Here is a 22481-nt window from a genome sequence, read left to right on the forward strand (position 1 = left end):
GCGCCCCGCCTGCCCTGTGATACTTCCCCCTGTGACGCCCCCTCCTGTGACGCCCCCTCCCCGCGACGGCACACCCCTGCGACGATCTACCCCGCGACGATCTACCCTGTGAGAATGACTATGTCGGCGCCACCGCACTGGGAATCACAGCAACCTGTTCAGCCGGTCTGGGACCGGGCTGTGCGCCGGGGACCCGGCGTCGTCAATGTGCTGCTGGTGATTATCGCGGCGCTGGTCCTCGTGGTGCTCGCCTGGTTCCTCAGCAGCAGCCTTGGTGGCGGGGCCCTGATTTTATGCGGGATCCTCGCCCTGATCCCGCTGTCCATCTGTATCGCCGGGCTGATGTGGATTGACCGTTGGGATCCTGAACCCCGCGGTGCCCTCTGGTTCGCGTTCCTGTGGGGTGCCGGAATCTCGGTGGTCGCAGCCCTGCTGCTGGGTAGCTATGTCACTGAGTTGCTGTCCCTGGCGTTGGCCTCCACCTCCTCCGACGTGATTGGGCCGGTGCTGCAGGCGCCACTCGTGGAGGAAATCGCCAAGGGGCTCGGCGTCCTGGTGCTGGTCTTCTCCCGGCGCAGCCATTTCGACGGACCGGTGGACGGCATCGTGTACGCGGGGATGGTCGGCGCAGGCTTCGCATTCACCGAGAACATTCTCTACTTCGGTGCTGCGGCACTGGATGGCGGCGGGCTGGGCGGGCTGGTCGCCGTGTTCGTGATCAGGGGCTTGTTCTCGCCGTTCGCGCACGTCATGTTCACCGCCGCCCTGGGCGTGGTGCTCGGGCTGGCGGTAGCCCGCAGCGGCACGCGCTTCATTTTCCCGGCCTTCATTGTGGGCCTGGTTCCGGCGATCGCCGGGCACATGCTGTGGAACGGCGGCCTGCTGGTACTCTTCACCGACTTTTTCGAGTTCTATTTCCTGATTCAGCTGCCCCTGTTTCTTGCTGCGCTGGCCAGCATCATGGCACTGCGACGGGCCGAGCGGCGGGTCACCGAAGACCGGCTCGGCGGTTACGCGGCAGCAGGCTGGTTCACTGCCCAGGAGGTCCACATGCTGGCCACCCGTGGCGGCCGGTCACAGGCGCTTGGCTGGGCCAGGCGTATCGGCCGGCAGCGCACCATGAAGGCATTCATCAGGTCCGCCACCCGGCTGGCCTTCACCCGGCAACGCATCATCGCCGGGCATGACCTGCAGCTCAACGTCGGCCGGGAACAGCTGCTGCTGGCCGACGTGACCCGGCTCCGCCACGAGTTACTGACGACGGCGGCGGCCAACACCCGCGGCTGAATCTCCGAGCGTCCGAGCGTCTGCCCCTGGGCCTGCCAGGGAGCGCGGCGTCCGGGATGGCGCGGAATTGCTGTCTAGGCGAGCAGCGTCGGTTTCAGCTGCTGGAGACGCCCCAGCAGACCGTTGACAAACGCTGGAGATTCGTCGGTGGAGAGCATTTTCGCCAGCTCCACCGCCTCGCTGACGGCGACGCCGTCGGGCACGTCCGCGTTGTACAGCAACTCCCAGGCGCCCACCCTGAGGATCATGCGATCCACGGCTGGCATCCGGTCCAGGGTCCAGCCCTGTGAGTAGGTGCCAAGGAACTCGTCGATTTGCTCGCCCTGGGTCATGACGCCCTCGATGATGTCCACTGAGTAGGGGGCAACCACCGTGTCGGTCTTTTCGCGACGGGCCTTGAGCGCTTCGAGTGGTGAAACGGCGCGCTGCTCCGCTTCGAAAAGGATGTCCAGTGCCCGGCGTCGGGCCTTACTGCGGGCACTCACTCGTTGACGCGTCCCAGGTAATCGCCGGTGCGGGTGTCAACCTTGACCTTGGTCCCGGTTTCCAGGAACAGCGGAACCTGGATGTCGTAACCGGTTTCGACAGTGGCCGGCTTGGTGCCACCGGTGGAGCGGTCGCCCTGCAGCCCAGGCTCGGTGTAGGTCACTTCGAGAACGACCGACGGCGGAAGCTCAACGTAGAGGGCTGACCCTTCGTGCATGGCAATGGTGACCATGAGGCTCTCCAGCATGAAGTTCTCGGCCTGACCGACGGTCTTGCCCGGAACGGTGAGCTGATCGTAATCCGACGTGTCCATGAACACGAAGTCTTCGCCGTCCTTGTACAGGTACTGGTAGTCACGACGGTCCACTGTGGCTGTTTCGATCTTCAGACCGGCGTTGAAGGTCTTGTCGACTACCTTGCCCGACAGGATGTTCCGCAGCTTGGTGCGCACAAAGGCGCCGCCCTTGCCTGGCTTGACGTGCTGGAACTCGAGAACGTTCCACAGGTTGCCTTCGAGCTTCAGCACCGTGCCGTTTTTGATGTCGTTTGTGGTAGCCACAGGTCTCTTTCGGGTAAAACAGCGACGTCCGGGCAGTAAGCATCCGGAGGCCACATGCGATGAGGTGGGAAAAGTCCAGAGCCCATTCTACCCTGTGGTGCAGGAGGCGGCTGCGGCGGGTGTCGCGGGTGACCTGCCGGGTGCTCCTACGAAGCGATTTCCTGGTACGCGGCGAACAGCAGCGAAGTGTCGGGGACTTCCAGCATGCCGGGACGGGCGAGGCCATCGAGCACGACGAAGCGCAGCAGGTCACCCCTTGACTTTTTGTCCCGGCGCATGCCGTCCAGCAGGGCGGCCCAGCGGTCCCGGCGATACGTCACCGGCAGCTCAAGGAGTTCGAGGATACTGCGGTGCCGGTCGGCTGTCTCGTCGCTGAGCCGCCCGACCATCCGGGAGAGTTCCGCGGCGAACACCAGCCCCACTGAAACGGCTGCACCATGCCGCCAGGAGTACCGCTCGGCCAGTTCGATGGAGTGGCCGAGGGTGTGGCCGTAGTTGAGGAACTCTCGTCGTCCGCTTTCCTTGAGATCGGCTGACACGATCTCGGCCTTCACCGCGACCGCCCGTTCAATGAGTTCGCGGACCGTCGCCGAACCGCCGTCGGACACCGCTGCGGGGTCTGCCTCGATCAGGTCGAGGATGCGCGGATCGGCGATAAAGCCACATTTGACCACTTCAGCCATCCCGGTGAGCAGTTCGTTGCGGGGTAGCGTCGCGAGGGTGTCAAGATCGGCCAGGACAGCGGCGGGCGGGTGGAACGCGCCAACCAGGTTCTTGCCTTCGGCTGTGTTGATGCCGGTCTTGCCGCCCACTGCGGCGTCAACCATTCCCAGCAGGCTGGTGGGCAGGTGGACCACCTTGACGCCCCGCAACCAGGTGGCCGCAACGAAGCCAGCGAGGTCAGTCACGGCGCCTCCGCCCACCGCCACGACTGCGTCGGAGCGGGTGAAGTCGTTCTGGCCCAGGACCTGCCAGCAGAACGCGGCGACCTGGATGTGTTTGCCTTCCTCGGCGTCGGGGATTTCTGCCGTGACAGCGGTGAATCCCGCATCGGCCAGTTCGGCCCGCACCGTGTCGCCGGTGCTCCTGAGTGCCCGCGGGTGGATCACCAGGACGCGGCGAACCCGCTCCCCCAACACAGCCGGGAGCCGTTCCAGCAGCCCGTGCCCGATGACTACCTCGTAGTTCTCTGCCGCCTGGGTTCCGGTGACGTTGATAACGGTCGGCTCTTTGCTGACTGTCGGCTCGTTGGCCATGACTGTCCCTTCGTTGGTCTGATCAGCTACGACTGTGTCAGCTGAAACTGTTGGATGAGCTCGGCGACGAGCTGGTCAATGGAGCGGCCCCGCGTATCAAGGACGCAGTCGGCCAGGCCTTCGTAGACTGGCCGCCGCTCCCGATCCATCCGGGTCCAGGCCTCCACCGGATCGCCGGCGAGGAGCGGCCGGCTCCGGTCCCGGGTGATCCGGCGACGCACCGTGGCTATGTCTGCGTCCAGGAAGACCACCCGTGCCCCGGCGAGCAGCGCGCGGGTCCCCTCGTCGAGGACGGCTCCCCCACCGAGCGATACCACCTGGTGCGCCGGTGCCTCGGTGAGCACCTCAGCAACCACCTGGGCCTCCAGCGTCCGGAAAGCCGGTTCACCCTGCTTCTTGAATATGGTGCTGATCCGCCCGTGCCGCGCAACGATGATCTGGTCAGTGTCGACGAACGGCCAGCCCAGCCGTGCGGCGAGGCCCGCGCCGACCGCTGACTTACCGGTAGCCATCAGTCCGATGAAGACCACCGGTCCGACACCGGGTGAAGCCACTAGTTCCCAGCCGAGTTGAGCGAGGTGGGAATGGCCGCCAGATAGGCTGCCAGGTTGCGTGCTGTCTCCTGGACAGAGTCCCCACCGAACTTCTCGGTGACCGCTTCGGCGATGACCAGGGCCACCATGGCTTCGGCGACCACCCCGGCGGCGGGGACGGCGCAGACGTCGGACCGCTGGTGGTGCGCCCGGGCGGCGTCACCGGTGCTGACATCAATGGTGCGCAGGGCTCGTGGCACGGTGGCGATGGGTTTCATGGCGGCACGGACCCGCAGTGTGTCGCCGATGCTCATCCCACCCTCAATCCCGCCGGCGCGGTTGCTGGTCCGCTCGATCATGCCGGAGTCACCGCGCACAATCTCGTCGTGGGCTTTTGACCCGCGTCGCGCGGCAGTGAGGAACCCGTCGCCCACCTCAACGCCCTTGATGGCCTGAATGCCCATCAGTGCTGCCGCGAGGCGGGAGTCCAGGCGCCGGTCCCAGTGAACGTAGCTCCCCAACCCTGGTGGCAGCCCGTAGACCACCACCTCCACCACCCCGCCGAGTGTTTCACCCTCTTTGTGGGCGGCGTCCACCTCGGACACCATCGCGAGGGAGGTTTCGCGGTCGAAGCAGCGCAGCGGATCCTGATCCAGCGCGATCACATCGGATGGCCCGGGCAGGGGTGAACCCTCGGGGACTGCGACCGACGCGATGGCGACCGTGTGGCTGACCAGGGAGATGCCGAGCGCTGACAGGAAGCGGGCGGCTACTTCTCCCAGCGCAACCCGGGCGGCTGTCTCCCGCGCGCTGGCCCGTTCCAGCACGGGACGCGCCTCGTCGAAGCCGTACTTCTGCATTCCGGTGAAGTCCGCGTGTCCCGGACGGGGGCGGGTCAGTGGCGCGTTCCGGGCGAGTTCGGATAACTCGGAGGGGTCCACCGGGTCGGCTGACATGATCTGGTCCCACTTGGGCCATTCGGTGTTGCCCACCTGAATCGCCACGGGTCCGCCCTGGGTCAGCCCGTGCCGGACACCGCCGATGATGCTGACCTGATCCTGCTCGAACTTCATTCGGGCGCCACGCCCATAGCCGAGCCGCCTACGGGCCAGCGCAGCCTGAATGTCACTGCTCGTGATCTCCACGCCTGCAGGCATTCCTTCAATAATTCCCACCAGTGCCGGTCCGTGGGATTCTCCGGCAGTTAACCAACGCAACATGCCTCCAATCCTGCCACGGTGTCGCTGCTGTTTCAGCGCGAGGGCGCTCCGACTGCGTCACACATGACTTTTAGGACCGGCAGATTGTCGGTGAAAGCACCGCCGGAGAACAGCCTGACCTGCTCCACCGCCTGATAGATCAGCATCTCCAGTCCCGGCACGATGGCCCCGCCTCGGGCCTGCCAGACGTCAGCGAGGGGACTCGGCCAGGGGTCATAGGCAACGTCCAGGAGCACCGGCTGGACCCCCGCCAATGCTTCCGGAGCGCAGGACACTTCCTGGGCGAGCGAATCAGCCCCGTGCGGAGGGAGGGTGGAGATGGCGACGTCGGCGTGTCGCAGACCCTCCACGGCGTCGTTCCACCCGCGGACAGCGACGTCGAGCCCGAGGGAGCGTCCGAGGACCTCCAGGGGTGCAGCACGCTCAGGGGATCGGACAAAGACGGTGACCCGGGTGGCACCCAGTTCCTGGAGGGCGGCCAGGGAGGCGGCAGCGGTCCCGCCGCCACCGAGGATCACCGCAGTCTCCGGCGGTACACGGACTCCGCCGTGCCTGAGCGCACCCACAATGCCTGCGACGTCCGTGTTGTGGCCGGTCAGGACGCGGTCTCCCCCCGCGCCGTCGACAGTCACAGTGTTGAGCACGCCCAACGCAGCTGCGTGCCCACTCACCTGGTCGACCAGGTCAACCATCGCTGCCTTGTGCGGCATGGTCACCGACAGTCCACGCCAGCCGTCAGCCGTCCGGACCTGGCTGACAAACGACTGGAGGTCTTCGGGCAACACCTCGATGGCCTCATAGCTGCAATCAAACCCCAGAAGCCGATAGGCGGCCCGGTGAAGCGCAGGCGATTTTGAGTGTCCGATCGGTGACCCAATCACTGCTGCCCGCAGTGGCTGCCGGGCGCGGGCTGTGCTGGCGGCGGCGTGCGCCGACCGATTCACCTAGCTGCACCGGCCGGGGTTGTCAGCGCACCAGGCCTGGTATTCCGCGACATAGACGGCGTGCTCGGCGAGTGTTTCCGAGAACTTTGTTTCGCCTGTGTCGAGGTTAACGGTGACCCAGTAGTAGAAGGGCACGTCCGCGGGATTCACCGCGGCATCGATTGCTTCGGCACCGGGTGACCCGATTGGCCCCACCGGCAGACCCGGGTTGGCGAAGGTGTTGTACGGGTTGGACTCGTCGGCGCGTTCCTCTTCGGTGAAGTCGAAGCTGCGCCGGTCCAGCCCATAGGTGACCGTCGCATCCGACTGGATTAGCCCGTTCGTCTCGGTGTTGTCTTCTCCGAGCCGATTCTCGATAGCCCCGGAGACCGCGGCGTAGTCGGCTTCGCCGGCCTCGGCCTCGATGATGCTGCCGATCGTCAGAATTCTGAACTGCTCCTCCGGATCGGTGACACCCGCGTCCTCGAGGAGGGCGAATGTCCCATCGACCATCGTCTGGATCATCTCGGTTGCGGTGGCGTCGACGTCGAACCGGTACTCTCCCGGAGCGAGATAGCCTTCAAGGCTCCGAGCGTCGTCGGGAAGCCCGAACTGGGTGGGATCGGCGGCCAATTCTTCAAACTCGTCCCGCGCGATGCCGGTCGACTCGGCGAGAATGTCAAGCGTTTCCCCCTGCCGGAGTCCCTGCGCGACAGCCGCGTAGAGGACCTTGTTCGCTTCGACGTCCAGCAGTGCCAGCGCCGCACCCTCGGAGGACATCTGGTAGCTGAGTTCGTACTCGCCGGGCTGCACTTCGCGTCCGTCTGCCACTTGTTGCAGCGCGGAAACGAATTCGGAGCCGTCAGCGACAATATCGACAGATTCCAGGCCGTTGCCGATGGCGAGTGGGCCCGCACCCTCGGGCACCGTGAAGACAACGCTGCCTTCGCCGGGTCCGGGATAGTCGGTGATGTCGTCCAGTCCAAGCAGATCGCGAAGCATCAGGGACACCGCAACGACTACCCCGATGAATCCGAGGATGACCACCAGCATGACGATGGTGCGACGACGGCGGCGACGCTGCCTGGCTTTCGACGGACGGCGGTTGCGCCGGTGGCCCGACCGGGGTTCGAAGAACTGTTCGACGGGTTCGACTGTTTCGTCGTGGGAACCCTCGTACCCGTCGTCGTGCTGGGCGTCGTCGGTGTGACGCTCCGGTTCGCTGTCGGCGGCCGGGAACTGGGGGTGGTGATGGCTCACAGTTCCAGGTTCCTTTCGCGGCTGTTCTCCGTAATGTCCTGCTCCTTGTTAAGGGTCAGCGGGTCCCCTTGTGGGCGGGCCCGCTGTCGCGCTGCAACCGGATCCCCCACATCCCGCATTTGTGACCTTTGCATATCCATGGCGTGCTGCAGAATTTCGACAGCCGCCGCCTGATCTACCACCTTACGGTGATCGCGGGTATTCAAGCCAGCTTGCCTCAGGGAACGATGTGCCGAAACGGTGCTCAACCGTTCGTCGATCAGCCGGACGCTGGCGGTGAGACCGGCCCTCTGGATCGCGTTCGCCAGCTCAAGCGCATAGCCGCGGGCCATCTCGGCGGACGCCGATTCGGTGCCGCTCAGGTTCCGCGGCAGACCCACGAACACCTGGACGGCCTCCCGTTCGGCAATCTCCCGGACCAGAATGTTGAGGTCCGATTTTTTCTTCAGATCCCGTTTCATCGTCCGGACGGGGGTGGCGAGCAGCGACCCGCTGTCGCTGCTGGCTACCCCCACCCGTACCATTCCGACGTCGACGCCAATTTTGACGCCCCGCGGGTAGTCCCCGGTGCCGGGTGCAGTGTCAGTCATCGCTGTTCAGGCGGGTGATCAGCGGGACGCGACAGCGGACCGGATGGCGGTCAGGGCGGCCTCGATCTGCGCTGGATCGGACCCTCCGCCCTGGGCCACGTCGTCCTTACCGCCGCCGCCGCCGCCGAGGATTCCAGCGGCGACGCGGACCAGCGCGCCGGCCTTCACGCCGGCGGCGCGGGCGTCCTCGTTGGTCGCGACCAGGACAAGCGGACGGTCGTTGCTGACTCCGGCGGTAGCCACCACTGCAGCGCCTGATCCTAGCCGGCTTCTGAGGTCGAGAGCGAGAATCCGCAGGTCGTCGGCTCCGCTCACCGTTCCAGCGTCGTGCGCAAGGAGGCGGACGCCGTCGACGTCGACCGCGGAGCCCACCAGGGCCGCAGCCGACGCGCTGAGCGCTTCCTTCCGCAGCCGTTCAAGTTCCTTTTCGGCGGTCTTGAGCTTCGCCAGGGTGGCTGCGAGCCGTTCCGGCAGCTGGACTGACGGCACCTTGAGCATGTCCGACAGCTCGGTCACCAGGGCACGCTCAGCCGCGAGGTGGCGGAACGCGTCCATTCCGACGAACGCCTCAACGCGGCGGTTACCTGAACCGACCGACTGTTCGCCGAGCAGGGTCAACGATCCAATGAGCGACGTCGATCCGACGTGGGTGCCTCCACAGAGTTCCCTTGACCAGTCACCGTCAATTTCGACCACCCGGACGGTGTCGCCGTAGGCTTCGCCGAACAGGGCGGTCGCGCCGAGTGCTTTCGCCTCGTCGAGCTTCATCAGCTTGGTTTCTACCGTGTGGTTGTTGCGGATGGCGATGTTGGAGACTTCTTCGATCTCCGACTTGGCGCTGGCGCTGATGCCTTCGCCCCAGGAGAAGTCGAACCGCAGGTACCCGGCCTTGTTGAAGGAGCCGCGCTGCAGCGCTTCGGGGCCGAGGATCTGGTGGAGGGCGGCGTGCACGATGTGGGTACCCGAGTGGGCCTGCTCCCCGGCGTGACGGCGCTGCCGGTCCACGGCCGCCACCACGGGTGCGGTGACCGAAATGTCGCCTTCCCGGACAACCGCGCGGTGGACGCTGAGGCCTTTGATGGGGCGTTGCACGTCGAGGACTTCGACCACGAAGCCGTTGCCGGTGATGAGCCCGGCGTCGGCGGCCTGGCCGCCTGCCTCAGCGTAGAACGGCGTCTGGTCCAGGATCAGGTCGATCTCTTCGCCCTGCGATGCCGCGGGCACGGCAACGCCGTCGCGGACAATTCCGGTGACGATGGCTTCGGTGGTCAGCTCGTCGTACCCGGTGAACACGGTCTGGCCGCTGGCCAGCAACTCGGTGAAGACGGACAGATCGGCCTGGCCAGCCTTCTTTCCGCGGGCGTCAGCCTGGGCGCGTTGGCGTTGCTCGAGCATCAGCGATCGGAACCCGTCGGCGTCGACCGCGAGGCCGGCTTCGGCAGCCATTTCGAGGGTCAGGTCGATGGGGAAGCCGAAGGTGTCATGCAGCGCGAAGGCGTCCTCACCGGACAGCGGGCGTCCTGCGGCCTTCGATTCCAGGACCGCGCCCTCAAGGCGGGCGGTACCGGAGGCGATGGTGCGCAGGAAAGCACGTTCCTCGGCGTAGGCGATCCGGCTGATCCGTTCGAAGTCCTTCTCCACCTCGGGGTAGGTGCCCTTCATCGCGTCCCGGGACGCCGGCAGCAGTTCGGGGAGGCAGGCGCGTTCGACGCCGAGCAGACGCATGGCACGGACGGCCCGCCGGATCAGGCGGCGCAGCACGTACCCGCGGCCCTCGTTGGAGGGGGTCACACCGTCGGCTATGAGCATCAGGGCTGAACGGATGTGGTCGGCCACGACGCGCATCCGCACGTCATCGGTGTGGTGCGGGTCCGTGTCTGATTCGGCACTGGTGTAGGTCTTGCCCGAGAGTTCCGCGGCGCGGTCCAGCACCGGACGCACCTGGTCGGTCTCATACATGTTCTCGACACCCTGCAGCACCATGGCGAGGCGCTCGAGGCCGAGCCCGGTGTCGATGTTCTTGGCCGGCAGTTCGCCGGCGATGTCGAAATCTTCCTTGCTACGGACTGCTGACAGCTGGTATTGCATGAACACCAGGTTCCAGATTTCGATGTACCGCGGGGAGTCGGTGGCCGGTCCGCCGGCAATGCCGTACTCGGGGCCCCGGTCGTAGAAGATTTCCGAGCAAGGTCCGCCTGGCCCGGGCTGCCCGGTGCTCCAGTAGTTTTCCGCTTCGCCGAGCTTCTGGATGCGTTCAACGGGGATACCGACCTGGTCGCGCCAGATGGCGAGGGCCTCGTCGTCGTCCTGGTAGACGGTGACCCAGAGACGATCGGGGTCCAGCCCGAAGCCTCCGGCGTCGAGTGGGGAGGTCAGGAGCTCCCACGCCATCGGGATGGCGCCTTCCTTGAAATAGTCTCCGAAGGAGAAGTTACCGCACATCTGGAAGAACGTTCCGTGCCGGGCCGTTTTGCCTACTTCTTCAATGTCGCCGGTCCGGATGCACTTCTGGATACTGGTGGCCCGGTCGAAGGGGGCCTTCTCACGAGCCGTCAGGTACGGGATGAAAGGGACCATTCCGGCGATGTTGAAGAGCAGTGACGGGTCGGTCGATACCAGCGACGCCGACGGCACAACCGTGTGCCCCTTGCCCTCGAAAAACGCGAGCCAGCGCCGTGCAATCTCATGGGATTTCATTGAAGCTTTCAGTCCTTATGGTTTTTTCAGGGCCAGGATCCTGTGGGTCGCACCCCAGCTGGGGGTGCGGGACGGGCTGCCAGGCAGCCCCGGTCCGGTTACTGGCCGGGACGTTCCGGGCGAACTTCGGCGGGGTCGATGCCGAGGGCGGCACGGAGGTCGGATTCGCGCTCCTGCATCCCTGTCCGCAGCGCATCAGCGAAGTTGGCGACACCATCAGTCACTTCGCCCATCGCACGGTTCAACCCGGCAGGCCCGTAGCTGTCGGCGACGGAGGCCAGTTTCCGTACGGCGATGACGCCGATGGCAACTCCGGCGCCCATCCAGATGACGCGCATGATCATTGTGTTTTTCATCGTTTCCTTAGCGGCTGCGGCGGCGGGGAGCGGGCTTGCCTCGACCGGCCAGGGCGGTGCGCACCCCGTAGGAGAACGCGGCAACCTTGATCAACGGGGCACCGACGGTAGCGGCGATCAGGGATGACAGGGCCGAGAGGTTGGCGGTCGCGTCGGAGACGTTGGACGTGATTCCGTCGACATTCTTCAGCTGCTGATGCGTGGTGGTGACGGTGCTTGTCACTTCCTCGATCAGGGGTGTGGTTTCGTTGCTGACACTCCTGATGGTGGTCCGCAGTTCGTCAAACACTTTGCCGAGCTTCCACACCGGTATAGCCAGCAGTGCGACCAGCACCGCGAACACACCGGCTGCGATGAGACCGGCGATATCTCCACCAGACATGGATCGTGTCTCCTTTTGAATCAGGTAGGCCGCCTGGGCGTCGATAGCTCAGCGGCGATAACTTACCTATGTACCTTACCTACTCAAAGGCCCGCGGCGTGTGCCGCGGGCCTTTGAGCGCCGGTCCTTGCTGTAAAAGCTAAGGAACTAGCGTGCGTAGTACTCCACCACGAGCTGCTCTTCGCAGGTCACTGGGACCTCGGAGCGCTTCGGGCGGCGCACCAGGCGCGCCTGGAGCTTGTCCAGCTGGACCTCCAGGTAGCCGGGTACTGCGGGCAGCACATCGCGGTGCGCGCCTGCGGCGGCAACCTGCAGTGGGTCGAGGACCTCACTGCGTGGGTGTACGTGAATGAGCTGTCCTTCGGCGACGCGGTAGGACGGGCGGTCAACGCGTGAACCGTCGACCATGATGTGACGGTGAACGACGAGCTGGCGAGCCTGCGCGCTGGTGCGGGCGAAGCCGGCGCGGAGCACCAGGGCATCGAGACGCATTTCGAGCAGTTCAATCAGGTTCTCACCGGTCAGGCCCTTGGTGCGGCGAGCTTCCTCGAAGACCCGGGTCATCTGGGCTTCGCGGATGCCGTACTGGGCGCGCAGACGCTGCTTTTCGCGCAACCGTACAGCGTAGTCGCTGTCCTGCTTGCGGCGGGCGCGTCCGTGCTGGCCGGGCGCGTACGGCCGACGTTCCAGATACTTTTCGGCCTTAGGGGTCAAAGCAATGCCGAGGGCACGCGAAATGCGAACCTTACGGCGGGCACGTGTGTTGTTAGCCACGAATACCTTCCATTATTTTTGCGGCAAAGTTGCGCTGCTGCCCAGTTGGTTTCCCAGTTGAACGGCAGGCACTTTCAGTGTCGCTGGCCTCCACTTGCGGAGAGCCGGGAGTGGCCGCTTCCCGGTACTACAGTTCGCAGTACGCGCAGCCCTGCCCCGAAGTGAACCGCCGGAGCGGGTCATGCCTGAATGAATCAAACCTTCGATGGTGGGTTGCGCAGAACGCGACTTGCCAGTCAACCGTCAATCCTAGCAGTGCTGCGGGCACCGAGCTGAATCACTTGCCGCGGATGATCCGCCGCAGTCGGGCGAGCCTGGAGCCGATGTCCCGTTCGGCCCCACGATCGGTGGGCTGGTAGTAGTCGTGGCCGGTCAGATCATCAGGTGCGTATTGCTGCGCGGCGATGCCGTGCGGCTCGTCGTGGGAGTAGAGGTAGCCGCTGCCGTGCCCCAGTTGTTTGGCCCCCGGGTAGTGGGCGTCCCGCAGGTGCTGCGGAATGCCCTGCCCCCGCCCGGCGCGCACATCGGCGACGGCTGCGTTGATTCCGTTGTACGAGGCATTGGATTTGGGCGCCGTCGCGATATGCACCACCGCCTCGGCCAGGATGATCCGCCCCTCGGGCATGCCGATCAACGCGACGGCCTGTGCTGCAGCGACGGCCGTTTGCAGGGCGGTCGGATCGGCCATCCCGACGTCCTCGGCGGCCGAGATCATCAGCCTCCTAGCCACGAAGCGAGGGTCCTCCCCCGCCTCCAGCATCTTCGCTAGATAATGCAGCGCCGCGTCGACGTCGGACCCCCTCAACGATTTGATGAAGGCACTGGCGACGTCGTAGTGCTGGTCGCCGGCACGGTCGTAGCGCAGGGCGGCCACGTCGACTGCTTTCTCGGCATGTTCGAGCTGCACCAGAACCTGTTCCCCGGGCTCGTCGGTGGCCGAGTGGGCCACCCCGGCTGCGGCTTCGAGGGCGGTCAGTCCCCGGCGTGCGTCCCCTGCGGCCAGCCGGACCAGGTGTTCGAGAGCGTCGTCGCTGACCCGAACCGACCCGTCGAGTCCCCGCGGATCATTCACCGCGCGGGTCAGGAGATCGGCGATGTCCGCCTCGGTGAGAGGTTTCAGGGTTTGCAGCAGGGACCGTGACAGCAGGGGTGATACCACCGAGAAGGAGGGGTTTTCGGTGGTGGCGGCGATAAGCACCACCCAGCGGTTCTCGACCCCGGGCAGCAGCGCGTCCTGTTGTGCCTTATTGAAGCGGTGGATTTCATCGAGGAAGAGGACCGTGGTGGTGCGGTGCAGGTCGCGGGCGGTGAGGGCCTCGTCCATCACCCGGCGGACGTCCTTCACCCCGGCGGTAATGGCCGACAGCTCAACAAAGGTCCGGCCGCGGCCCCGCGCAATCACATGTGCGAGGGTGGTCTTACCGGTGCCTGGCGGCCCCCAGAGGATCACCGAGGACGGTCCTGCCGGGCCGGTACGGTCGGCGTCGCCCGCCAGGGTCCGCAGCGGCGACCCTGGGCCGAGGAGGTGTTGCTGACCCACTACTTCGTCAATTGAACGCGGCCGCATCCTCACGGCCAGGGGGCTGCGGTGGCGTTCGGCACTGGTGACGCTGTGGCTGGTGACGTCGTCGTCGTCGTCGGACCCGTACGCCGCGCTGAATAGATCATTCACACAGCCAAGGCTACTGTGAAGCACTGACGGTCGGGCTATCGGCAGCCGGCCCAGCTGAGGGACAACCAGTCGCAGAGGAAACGGAGACGCTAGTGGGATCACCGCGCCAGGTGCTGGTGTCACCCGAGCGGCTGCCCGGCTGGGTGGAGCGGTTCAGTGCGGGGAACGGCGGTTTGGCTCCGACCGACGGGCTCGACGACGACGCCCGGTCGCGCGGGGCGCTCATGCTCCGCGGCGCCAACGGCTGCGTGGCCGTGCTCCACCCGCCCGGGGAGTCCGGCGGGGAGTCCGCCGGGGACAGCCCGGGGGGCCCAACGGTCGATGACCTGGTCGCGGCGGCCACCAGCCAGCGTCTCATTGGGTTGATGCTGGTACGCCGGGGCGGCTATGCGGTGGGTGTGGCCGAGCACGGCAAGCTGGTGGCGTCGAAGACCGGCACCAAATATGTCCAGTCCCGGACCGCGGCCGGCGGCTGGTCACAGCAGCGCTTCGCGCGGCGGCGGGCCAATCAGGCGGCCGGGTTGGCCGATGCAGCAGCGGTTCATGCGGCGCGGCTGTTCGCCGAGCACAGCCCCGGCAGCCTGCAGCTGGGCGGAGACCGGCCGCTGGCCAGCGAAACCCTGGCGAACCCGGTCCTGCGCAGCTATCGGGCGCTGCCGCAGCTGGCATTCCTGGTGGTACCCGATCCGCGGCTGGACATCCTCAAGCAGGCAGCAATCGACGCCCGCTCGATCAGGATTACCATCACCGACCCGTGACTCGGGTGCGGGTTGATGCGTCGGTTGACCTGCCTCAGCCGGTTGATGCGTCGGTTGACCTGCCGGTTGCCGGACTTACCGGCGTTCGTCTGAGGCGCGTTGGGCGGCGTCGCGGAGACGTATAACAGCCTGATCGGGATCGTCCGCACCGTACACCGCGGAGCCTGCGACAAAGACTGTTGCCCCGGCGTCGGCGGCCCGGAGGATGGTGTCCTCGGTGATGCCACCGTCCACCTGAAGTGCCACCGGCAGACCGCTCCCCCTGATCGCTTCGGCCGCGCGCCGGATTTTGGGCAGCATGACGTCGAGGAACGGCTGGCCACCGAAACCGGGTTCGACCGTCATGATCAGCAGGAGATCCAGTTCGCCCAGGAGGTCGAGGTAGGGTTCGACGGGTGTCGCCGGGCGTAGCGCCATGCCTGCCTTGGAGCCGATGCTGCGCAGTTCGCGGGCCAACCGGATCGGCGCCGCCGCTGCTTCGGCATGGAACGTCACTGAGGCTGCACCGAGTTCGGCGTAACCGGGAGCCCACCGGTCGGCGTCGTCAATCATGAGGTGCACGTCCAGCGGAAGGTTACTGACCTCGTGGATCCGTTTGACCACCGGAAGACCAAGGGTCAGGTTGGGGACGAAACTGTTGTCCATGACGTCCACGTGCACCGCATCAGCCGACGCAATACGTGCGAGCTCTGCCTGCAGGTTGGCGAAGTCGGCGGACAGGATGCTCGGGTTGATGCAACAGGCGGTCATGGCGCTCCTTGGGCGGAAGAGGATGGTTCTATGCAGTGCGGCGGATCAGGGCCAGATACATCGCATCCGTGCCATGGACGTGTGGCCAGAGCTGGGCTGTCGACTCGTGCCCGGCGGCCAGCGACCCGGTGAGGCTGACGCCGTCGAGGACAGCGCCCGCGTCGATGAGTTCGACGTCGTCACGGCGGCGCAGGCAATCCTGGACCACCGCCGAGGTCTCGGCCGGGTGCGGGGAACAGGTCACGTAGGCGACAACTCCCCCGGGTCGGACGGCCGTCAGCGCCGCGGCCAGGAGTTCACGCTGCAGCGTTCCGAGTCCGGCAATGTCGGAAGGCTTGCGCCGCCAGCGGGCTTCCGGGCGGCGGCGCAGCGCGCCGAGTCCAGTGCAGGGCGCGTCCACCAGGACGCGGTCAAAGGTGTCGGGGAAATCCTCGGCGACCGTTCGACCGTCGCCGACCCGGACGGACCAGACCGCAGGGTCGAGCGGCCGGAGTGCCTGCCGCACCAGCTGGGCCCGGTGCTCCAACGGCTCATTGGCCACCAGCGTGTTACCCCGCTGCTGTGCCAGGGCACCCAGCAGTGCCGACTTGCCGCCGGGGCCAGCGCACAGGTCCAGCCACTGCTCGGAGTGGCCGGCAGTGCCGGTTTTCACCGACCCCGCTCCGTCTTCCGCCGCCTCCGGTTTCACGGCTTCCGACTCAGCTGGCACCAGCTTCACTGCCGCGAGGGCACGGGCAACCAACTGGGATCCGGCATCCTGGACCCGGGTGGTGCCGGTCCTGATGCTTTCCAGGCGGCCGACGTCGCCCGCTGAGAACAGTGCCGATCCTTCGGCCAGCTCCCCGGGAACAGCCCCGGCTTCGAACGCCTCATCGAGGGACCCCAGCCCGGGGAGTGCCAGTAAATTGACTACCGGTGCCGCGTTGTTCGCCGCGAGCAGCGTTTCTATCTCGGACACGTCCCGGCCGTGGTCGACGAGGGCCTGCCGGAGCGCCCGGACAATCCACTCCGGGTGGCTGTGGGTAAGCGAACTGATCTTGGTGGCATCGGTCAGGCCAGCGGTGAGTTCTGCTGTCCACTCCTCAAGGGATTTCGATGAAACCCGCCGCAGGACTGCATTGATCAGAGCCGACGGTCCGGCACCGATGACGGCGCGGGCGAGGCCGACGGTCTGGTCCAGTGCAGCATGAGCGGGAACCCGCATGGCGAGCAGCTGGTGCGTGCCGATCCGCAGGGCATCGAGGATGGCAGGATCGAGCTTCTCCAGGGGGCGGTCGACGCACTTCGCCAACACAGCGTCATACGTGCCCTGGCCGCGCAACGCTCCGTAGGCCAGTTCGGTGGCAAAGCCTGCGTCGCGCTTGTCGAGCTTGTGTTTGCGGATGCTGACCGGCAGCACCAGGTTGGCGTAGGCGTCGTCGGCGGCGACGGCGCGGAGCACCTCGAAGGCGACCAGTCGTGCCGGGTCGGCGCGTCGGGTCCGCTCCGATGGTGCGGCGGTGGAGAACCCGCGCGGCTCTGACCTGTTACGTTCCCGTCCGGCCGCATTGCGACGGCGGTCGGAACCGCCCGCTTTGCCCTGCCCTGGATTGCTCACGAAAATAACCTCGTCACGAAAAAACCAGCTCTCCTTGTTGAAGGGCGCCGCGCGCCCAGTCCTGTGCACGCATCATCTTTTTCCCAGCAGGCTGAATATCGCCCAGCACCACGGGAGTGGAGCCTGTTCCGACCAGCACGGCAGCGCCGGCCATCGTCACTTCGCCCGGGGCGAGAGCCGCAACCGCGTCCGCACCCACATCGGGATTCGCGACCCACGGCGACACCGGGCCCACCTTTACCCGCTGATCACCCAGCTGGGTCCAGGCGCCCGGCTCGGGTGTCACACCATTGATCCGTCGGCGGACAGCAAGAGCCGGCTGACCCCAATCCACCCGGGCATCGTCGATGGTGAGTTTGGGTGCCAGGCTGATATCTCCCTGTTGGGGAACTGCCACGGCCTGGCCGGCCGCGATGGCTGACAGGGTCTGGACCAGCAGGACGGCGCCACTGTGGGCTAGCCGTTCCAGCAACTCGCCACTGGTGTCGCTGGGTTGCACCGTTTCGGTCATGGTGCCGAAGACCGGCCCCGTGTCGAGGCCCGCTTCCAGGCGGAAGGTGGAGGCTCCGGTGATTTCGTCGCCGGCGATGACTGAGTGCTGCACCGGGGCGGCACCGCGCCAGGATGGCAGCAGCGAGAAATGGAGGTTGATCCAGCCATGCTGCGGCAGCTCCAGCGCTGGCTGCGGAACCAGCCCGCCGTAGGCAACGATGGCTGCCACTGCGATATTGAGGTCGGCAATCTGCGCGGTAACTGCGCCGTCAATCCGGTTGGCGCGAATGACCGGGAGATTCAGTTCCGCCGCTCGGGCGGCTACCGGACTGGGCGTCATGATCCGTTTACGGCCCAGTGGCGCGTCTTCACGTGTCAGCACCGCGACGACGTCGAACCCGGCAGCCACCAGCGCGTCGAGGGAGGGCACCGCCACGGCCGGAGTGCCTGCAAAGAGCACCCTCATGATCGTCTGGCCCCACTCCGGCTCGTCCCAGTGGTTGGTCGGGCGGTTGACGCTCCGAGCCCGAAACTGGAACCGAGTGACTGTGACCGGTCACGGGTGGTCTGGTCGGCAACCGAGGAGTAGGCCGAGCTCCGGATGGCACGCATGGCGGCTTTGCGGTGCTCCCCGTCGAGGCGTTCGATGTACAGGGAGCCGTTGAGGTGGTCGGTCTCGTGCTGGAAGCAGCGGGCGAGCATACCGGTGCCCTCATAGGCGACAGCGTCACCATGGATATCCACGCCAGTCACCCGCGCCCAGTCCGCGCGCTTCAACGGGTAGCCGAGTCCGGGGATCGACAGGCAACCTTCCAGTTCCTCGTCCCCGGTCCCGGTTTTTACCTCCAGGACAGGGTTGATGACGTACCCGGAAACGTCGTCGATCCTGAAGGTGAAGACCCTCAGGCTCACCCCCACCTGGGGCGCTGCGAGTCCGGCGCCATGCACGTCGTCCATGGTTTCCATCATGTCGGAAACCAGTCTGGCGAGTTCGGGTCCAAAACTGGTGACCTCGGCAGAGGGGGTTCTCAGTACCGGGTCGCCGATGATCCGAATGCTCAAGACGGCCATGCTCTCCGTGGTCCTAACGTTGGGAATACTTCACTTTGGGTCGATGCCATTCTAGGCGCGAACCTCGTCGACCTCGGTCGAAGGAAGGCTAGCCGACCATCCCGCTTGCCGTGACGCCCGCGGCGGGTACCGGCGGTGGGCCGATGGGCAGCAGCGCGCGGCCGGCGGCGGCGGCGTCGAGCCCGGCCTCCCAGGACCGGCGCAGGGCACAGAACCGGAACCAGTGCTCTTTCAGGACCTCGGGGTTGGCGCGCATGGCGCGTACCTCGGTCTTACCGATTGCGACTCCCAGCAGGATCAGCTCGTGGTCATACTTCCACGGCTCCCAGACCCCCTTCTCGCCGTCGACCAGGCTTTCCTGAGCTTTCATGCCGGCCACCAGTTGCATCACCACTTTGTCGTCCAGCGGTTTGACCTGTCCGTCACGGTCGGTGTTCTTGGTCTTGAAGTCGATCAGGCACAGCCGTCCCCCAATCTCGGCCAGTAGGTCAAGTGTCCCGGCGTAGCCGACCTCGTCGTTCCAGACGGTCAATTCAGCAGCGATCGGGCGGACCTGGTAGAGCGTCCACCATTCGTCAAACCGGTCGGCGAAGGCTTCCTCGCCGTTCTCCACCAGGGCTAGCCGGGCGGCGTCGACGTCGTGCGCCTGTTCCAGATCACGAAGCGCCACCTGTTCGCAGTAGTAGTGCACCCGGGTGCCTCTGCCCGCTGCCTCATCGCGGTACCGCTCCGCAGCGACTGATGCGTCCTTCACGACGGTCCGGAGCTGCGCCGGATTGCCCAGTGCCGCGGGGACGCGGGGATCATTGGCGACGGCGTTGGCAGCCATGTAGCCGATCCACCCGTCCAGCGACGCAGCAGCCTGCGAGATCACTGTGGTGATCGAGGGGACTATCGGGCGGTCCCTGGTGGAGCGGGAATACATGCGTCCGTGCTCTGTTGAGTGAGCCAGCAGCGGTTGTGTCATGCTTCCAGTCTGACATCGGATACTGACAATCTACATTTGGCCCGAATCTGACGCTGGTGGACGCGGATTGGACGAACCCCATTTCCTCCTATAGAGTTTTTACTCGTTGGAAAACGACGAATAACCCTGCAAATCCAAGGATTTTCACTGGGTTATGGATCATCACTCAACATGCGGACGTAGCTCAGCTGGCTAGAGCACCACCTTGCCAAGGTGGATGTCGCGGGTTCGAATCCCGTCGTCCGCTCGCAAGTCACTGTAGCTGTCGAAGTACGTTTCGGCAGTCCTGGTTTACTAGGCACGGTGGGGTGGCCGAGAGGCGAGGCAGCGGCCTGCAAAGCCGTATACGCGGGTTCGAATCCCGTCCCCACCTCCAGTACAAAAGCTTGCACCCATCTCGATGGGCGATTGGCGCAGCGGTAGCGCGCTTCCCTGACACGGAAGAGGTCACTGGTTCGATCCCAGTATCGCCCACTCAAAGCGGTTCCCGTGGTTTCTTCGGAATTCACCGGGTACCGCTTTTTCGCGGACGTAGCTCAGCTGGCTAGAGCACCACCTTGCCAAGGTGGATGTCGCGGGTTCGAATCCCGTCGTCCGCTCCACACCACGCAGCACCCAGGACACCCCCAGCTTCGTTTGGGGGTGTTTTTTCTTGCTGGTTCGGCTCCATGCGACCCCGATGCCCGCGCGGCGGACGGTTTCACTGGGCCTGAGCACCGCCGCCCAGGGACAGCCCGCCGGTAGCGGGCCTCCGTGCAGGGCTTGGCCCAGGGTCAGTGCAGCAGTTTCAGGCCCACCACGCAGGCCACAATCCCGAGGACCAGCAGCACTTTGATGACGGACGCGGATTCGCCGTCGAAAATCATCGCGTAGGCCACAGTCAGCGAGGCGCCGATTCCCACCCACACCGCATAGGCGGTCCCGACGGGCAGTGTGCGCATGGCCCAGGCCAACCCGACCATGCTCAGCGTCACCGCGACACCGAAAACGATTGAGGGAACCAGCCGGGTGAACCCCTCGGACTTCCCCAGGGCCGTAGCCCAGACGGCTTCAAGTACGCCGGATACCACTAGAACAATCCATGCCATGACAGTCTCACTCCTGAAACGCCGTCTTGTCGCTGACCGGGTACGGCGCACCTCGTCCGGGTGCCATCTGGCTCGTCAAGATTGTCACACCCCCGGTGCCGGGGCAATCTGGGTGGGAACTGGGTGGAAATACGCCGAGGGCGGACACCCAGGTGTTGCACAGGTTACGTCCTTGGAACTGCCATTCCATCGGCCTAAGATATTTGGCAGAGGGAACAACAGGTTCCCGGATCGAAAGGAGGTGCCTGTGTCTGTATTTGACGGGCTCAAAGGCAAGGCCGGGATGCTGAAGGAAAAGGCGACCGAGCTGGTGGGCGAGAACTCTGGCAAGATCAAGGACGGCATCGGTCACGCTGGCAACTTTGTTGACAGCAAGACCGGAGGCAAGTACGCCGACAAGATCGACAAGGTTCAGTCCAAAGCCTCCGAAATGGTCGATAAGACCGACCGCGGGGACACCAACCGGCCAGCTGGCCCCGGGACTCCCCCGGCCGTATAAGACCTACTGCTCGACAAGAAAGTGCCGGTCCTGCCGCGAGGCAGCACCGGCACTTTTTGCGTGCCAGGGGTCTGGCTAGGCTTCACTGCCCTGGCGTGCCAGGGCTGTCAGGCGTGACACCGCACGGTGATACTTCTTCATGTAGCCGCCGGTCATCATTTCCTCGGTGAAGAGCTGGTCGAAGGCTACGCCGCTAGCCAGCACCGGAATGTCCTTGTCATAAATCCTGTCCGCGAGGACCACGAAGCGGAGCGCTACCGCCTGCTCCGAAATAGTTGTCACATTGTGCCAGGCAATGAAATCGACGCCGTCGATCAGCTGGCGGTACCGGCTTGGGTGCACTCCGGACAGGTGCTTCACCAGATCGCTGAACGTATCCTCGGCGAGGATGCCGTCCGGGCCGGCCCTGAGCTCACGTACCCGGTCGTGAAGGCCGGATTCGCTGAAGGGGACGGGTGCCTCGGGAAGGCCCCGGTGACGGTAATCCTCGCCATCAATCCGGAGCACGTCGAACTGGTCGGCGAGGACCTGGATCTCCCGCTGGAAATCCACTGCCGCAAAACGCCCATCCCCCAACGAACCGGGAAGGGTGTTGGACGTGGCCGCGAGCTTGACCCCGGCATCCGCCAATTCACGCATCAGGCGGGACATCAGGACCGTGTCGCCTGGATCGTCGAGCTCAAACTCGTCAATGCAGACCAGGGCGTAACCGCTCAGCGCGTCGACGGCCCGGCGGAAGGACAGCGCACCCACCAGGTTGGTGTACTCGACGAACGTGCCGAAGGCCTTTTTACCGGCTGTTGCATGCCAGAGGGAAGCGAGGAGGTGGGTCTTTCCGACACCAAAACCGCCGTCGAGGTAGATTCCGGCCCGCGCCGCTGGCTTCTTCGCGCCGAAGAGCTTCCGCAACCCTGTCGGCTCCGGCTGATTCACCATGTCGGCGAACTCGGACAACGCCTTGACGGCCGCGGCCTGCGACGGCTGCCCGGGGTCCGGACGGTAACTGTCGAAGGACACCTCACCGAATCGAGGGGACGGATAGAACCCGGTCAGGAGTTCGTCGACCGAAACTTTGGGGGTCCGCTGGGAGAGCTGCTCGATTGTTGCCACGGTAGGCAAGAATACGGCACTTTCGCTGGCCGCCGCGCCCTGCGACGACCCCACGGCCCGCCATTTATGGCATGCGGTGAACGCATCGGAAATAAATGGGGGAACGCGTGGTTAGGCTAGTAGAGACCACAAGAACGTCACGAGAAAGGCCAAC

The 22481-nt window shown here is 65.4% G+C and carries 23 protein-coding genes, 4 tRNA genes and 1 riboswitch; of the genes, 7 read left to right on the plus strand and 20 right to left on the minus strand.

The window, feature by feature from the left end:
• Positions 1-114 precede the first annotated feature (114 nt).
• Positions 115-1287, plus strand: coding sequence for a PrsW family intramembrane metalloprotease (locus ACX80T_RS04495; protein ID WP_459303821.1), 1173 nt, complete (start codon positions 115-117; stop codon positions 1285-1287).
• Between the two features lie 74 nt (positions 1288-1361).
• Here the strand turns inward: ACX80T_RS04495 and nusB are convergent, their stop codons facing one another.
• The 13 genes from nusB to ACX80T_RS04560 form a co-directional block, all read right to left on the minus strand.
• Positions 1362-1772 carry a transcription antitermination factor NusB gene (nusB, locus tag ACX80T_RS04500; RefSeq protein WP_019482817.1) on the minus strand — a complete coding sequence of 137 codons (411 nt, stop codon included), beginning with the start codon at positions 1770-1772 and terminating at the stop codon, positions 1362-1364.
• Complete coding sequence (gene efp / locus ACX80T_RS04505; protein ID WP_019482818.1) at positions 1769-2332, minus strand: elongation factor P; 564 nt, start codon at positions 2330-2332, stop codon at positions 1769-1771. Before efp ends, nusB begins: the two co-directional genes overlap by 4 nt.
• Positions 2333-2478: 146 nt before the next feature.
• Entirely contained in the window at positions 2479-3588 is a 1110-nt protein-coding gene (gene aroB / locus ACX80T_RS04510; protein WP_024476965.1) for a 3-dehydroquinate synthase, read from the minus strand.
• A gap of 26 nt (positions 3589-3614) precedes the next feature.
• Positions 3615-4142 carry a shikimate kinase gene (locus ACX80T_RS04515; RefSeq protein WP_019482820.1) on the minus strand — a complete coding sequence of 176 codons (528 nt, stop codon included), beginning with the start codon at positions 4140-4142 and terminating at the stop codon, positions 3615-3617.
• Positions 4142-5341, minus strand: coding sequence for a chorismate synthase (gene aroC / locus ACX80T_RS04520; protein WP_024476966.1), 1200 nt, complete (start codon positions 5339-5341; stop codon positions 4142-4144). Before aroC ends, ACX80T_RS04515 begins: the two co-directional genes overlap by 1 nt.
• Positions 5342-5373: 32 nt before the next feature.
• Positions 5374-6285 carry a shikimate dehydrogenase gene (locus tag ACX80T_RS04525; protein WP_459303823.1) on the minus strand — a complete coding sequence of 304 codons (912 nt, stop codon included), beginning with the start codon at positions 6283-6285 and terminating at the stop codon, positions 5374-5376.
• Positions 6286-7524 carry an endolytic transglycosylase MltG gene (gene mltG, locus ACX80T_RS04530; RefSeq protein WP_019482823.1) on the minus strand — a complete coding sequence of 413 codons (1239 nt, stop codon included), beginning with the start codon at positions 7522-7524 and terminating at the stop codon, positions 6286-6288.
• Positions 7521-8114 carry a Holliday junction resolvase RuvX gene (gene ruvX / locus ACX80T_RS04535; protein WP_459303824.1) on the minus strand — a complete coding sequence of 198 codons (594 nt, stop codon included), beginning with the start codon at positions 8112-8114 and terminating at the stop codon, positions 7521-7523. Before ruvX ends, mltG begins: the two co-directional genes overlap by 4 nt.
• Positions 8115-8132: 18 nt before the next feature.
• Positions 8133-10811 (minus strand): alanine--tRNA ligase, encoded by a 2679-nt coding sequence (gene alaS / locus ACX80T_RS04540; RefSeq protein WP_459303825.1) that lies wholly within the window; start codon positions 10809-10811, stop codon positions 8133-8135.
• Between the two features lie 98 nt (positions 10812-10909).
• Entirely contained in the window at positions 10910-11167 is a 258-nt protein-coding gene (locus ACX80T_RS04545) for a DUF6167 family protein (protein WP_237715275.1), read from the minus strand.
• A 7-nt stretch (positions 11168-11174) separates the two neighbouring features.
• Positions 11175-11549: a DUF948 domain-containing protein gene (locus tag ACX80T_RS04550; protein ID WP_019482827.1), complete on the minus strand. Its 375-nt coding sequence runs from the start codon at positions 11547-11549 to the stop codon at positions 11175-11177.
• 147 nt (positions 11550-11696) lie between these two features.
• Positions 11697-12323: a 30S ribosomal protein S4 gene (rpsD, locus tag ACX80T_RS04555; RefSeq protein WP_019482828.1), complete on the minus strand. Its 627-nt coding sequence runs from the start codon at positions 12321-12323 to the stop codon at positions 11697-11699.
• Between the two features lie 277 nt (positions 12324-12600).
• Entirely contained in the window at positions 12601-13995 is a 1395-nt protein-coding gene (locus tag ACX80T_RS04560) for a replication-associated recombination protein A (protein ID WP_019482829.1), read from the minus strand.
• A gap of 92 nt (positions 13996-14087) precedes the next feature.
• Here ACX80T_RS04560 and ACX80T_RS04565 point away from each other — a divergent pair, with 92 nt between their 5' ends.
• Positions 14088-14753, plus strand: coding sequence for an acVLRF1 family peptidyl-tRNA hydrolase (locus tag ACX80T_RS04565; RefSeq protein ID WP_459303826.1), 666 nt, complete (start codon positions 14088-14090; stop codon positions 14751-14753).
• Positions 14754-14828: 75 nt separating this feature from the next.
• On the opposite strand, the gene rpe is transcribed toward ACX80T_RS04565, so the two are convergent.
• The 5 genes from rpe to ACX80T_RS04590 all read right to left on the minus strand — a co-directional run bounded on the left by rpe (position 14829) and on the right by ACX80T_RS04590 (position 19630).
• Entirely contained in the window at positions 14829-15503 is a 675-nt protein-coding gene (gene rpe, locus ACX80T_RS04570) for a ribulose-phosphate 3-epimerase (protein WP_019482831.1), read from the minus strand.
• Between the two features lie 28 nt (positions 15504-15531).
• Complete coding sequence (locus ACX80T_RS04575) at positions 15532-17100, minus strand: RsmB/NOP family class I SAM-dependent RNA methyltransferase (RefSeq protein ID WP_459303827.1); 1569 nt, start codon at positions 17098-17100, stop codon at positions 15532-15534.
• A 13-nt stretch (positions 17101-17113) separates the two neighbouring features.
• On the minus strand, positions 17114-18058 hold the full coding sequence (gene fmt / locus ACX80T_RS04580) for a methionyl-tRNA formyltransferase (RefSeq protein WP_019482833.1): 945 nt from the start codon (positions 18056-18058) through the stop codon (positions 17114-17116).
• A complete protein-coding gene (gene def, locus ACX80T_RS04585; RefSeq protein WP_019482834.1) occupies positions 18055-18663 on the minus strand; it encodes a peptide deformylase in 609 nt (202 codons plus the stop codon). The genes fmt and def overlap by 4 nt, the downstream gene beginning before the upstream one ends.
• Positions 18664-18751: 88 nt before the next feature.
• Entirely contained in the window at positions 18752-19630 is an 879-nt protein-coding gene (locus ACX80T_RS04590; protein ID WP_019482835.1) for a hypothetical protein, read from the minus strand.
• 173 nt (positions 19631-19803) lie between these two features.
• Between ACX80T_RS04590 and ACX80T_RS04595 the strand changes: the two genes are divergently transcribed.
• The 4 genes from ACX80T_RS04595 (at position 19804) to ACX80T_RS04610 (ending at position 20232) form a co-directional block, all read left to right on the plus strand.
• Positions 19804-19877: transfer RNA gene (locus ACX80T_RS04595), tRNA-Gly, on the plus strand.
• Positions 19878-19932: 55 nt separating this feature from the next.
• Positions 19933-20006 (plus strand) — tRNA-Cys (locus tag ACX80T_RS04600).
• Positions 20007-20032: 26 nt separating this feature from the next.
• Positions 20033-20104: transfer RNA gene (locus ACX80T_RS04605), tRNA-Val, on the plus strand.
• Positions 20105-20155: 51 nt separating this feature from the next.
• A tRNA-Gly gene (locus ACX80T_RS04610) sits at positions 20156-20232 on the plus strand.
• Positions 20233-20403: 171 nt separating this feature from the next.
• Here ACX80T_RS04610 and ACX80T_RS04615 read toward each other — a convergent pair.
• Entirely contained in the window at positions 20404-20718 is a 315-nt protein-coding gene (locus ACX80T_RS04615; RefSeq protein ID WP_019482836.1) for a DMT family transporter, read from the minus strand.
• 15 nt (positions 20719-20733) lie between these two features.
• A riboswitch (guanidine-III (ykkC-III) riboswitch) is annotated at positions 20734-20795 on the minus strand.
• Between the two features lie 170 nt (positions 20796-20965).
• Between ACX80T_RS04615 and ACX80T_RS04620 the strand changes: the two genes are divergently transcribed.
• Positions 20966-21217 carry an antitoxin gene (locus tag ACX80T_RS04620; RefSeq protein WP_019482837.1) on the plus strand — a complete coding sequence of 84 codons (252 nt, stop codon included), beginning with the start codon at positions 20966-20968 and terminating at the stop codon, positions 21215-21217.
• 75 nt (positions 21218-21292) lie between these two features.
• Here the strand turns inward: ACX80T_RS04620 and zapE are convergent, their stop codons facing one another.
• Positions 21293-22327, minus strand: a complete 1035-nt coding sequence (zapE, locus tag ACX80T_RS04625) for a cell division protein ZapE (RefSeq protein WP_459303828.1) — start codon at positions 22325-22327, stop codon at positions 21293-21295.
• Between the last annotated feature and the right edge of the window lie 154 nt (positions 22328-22481).

The sequence above is a fragment of the Arthrobacter sp. Sr33 genome, assembly GCF_054511195.1.

Bases quoted from the DNA above. Each gene is read 5' to 3' on its own strand.
- ACX80T_RS04615 (WP_019482836.1), bottom strand. From the start codon at position 20,718: ATGGCATGGATTGTTCTAGTGGTATCCGGCGTACTTGAAGCCGTCTGG.
- alaS (WP_459303825.1), bottom strand. From the start codon at position 10,811: ATGAAATCCCATGAGATTGCACGGCGCTGGCTCGCGTTTTTCGAGGGC.
- ACX80T_RS04545 (WP_237715275.1), bottom strand. From the start codon at position 11,167: ATGAAAAACACAATGATCATGCGCGTCATCTGGATGGGCGCCGGAGTT.
- rpe (WP_019482831.1), bottom strand. From the start codon at position 15,503: ATGACCGCCTGTTGCATCAACCCGAGCATCCTGTCCGCCGACTTCGCC.
- aroB (WP_024476965.1), bottom strand. From the start codon at position 3,588: ATGGCCAACGAGCCGACAGTCAGCAAAGAGCCGACCGTTATCAACGTC.
- ACX80T_RS04590 (WP_019482835.1), bottom strand. From the start codon at position 19,630: ATGACACAACCGCTGCTGGCTCACTCAACAGAGCACGGACGCATGTAT.
- ACX80T_RS04495 (WP_459303821.1), top strand. From the start codon at position 115: ATGACTATGTCGGCGCCACCGCACTGGGAATCACAGCAACCTGTTCAG.
- aroC (WP_024476966.1), bottom strand. From the start codon at position 5,341: ATGTTGCGTTGGTTAACTGCCGGAGAATCCCACGGACCGGCACTGGTG.
- ACX80T_RS04550 (WP_019482827.1), bottom strand. From the start codon at position 11,549: ATGTCTGGTGGAGATATCGCCGGTCTCATCGCAGCCGGTGTGTTCGCG.
- fmt (WP_019482833.1), bottom strand. From the start codon at position 18,058: ATGAGGGTGCTCTTTGCAGGCACTCCGGCCGTGGCGGTGCCCTCCCTC.
- ruvX (WP_459303824.1), bottom strand. From the start codon at position 8,114: ATGACTGACACTGCACCCGGCACCGGGGACTACCCGCGGGGCGTCAAA.
- def (WP_019482834.1), bottom strand. From the start codon at position 18,663: ATGGCCGTCTTGAGCATTCGGATCATCGGCGACCCGGTACTGAGAACC.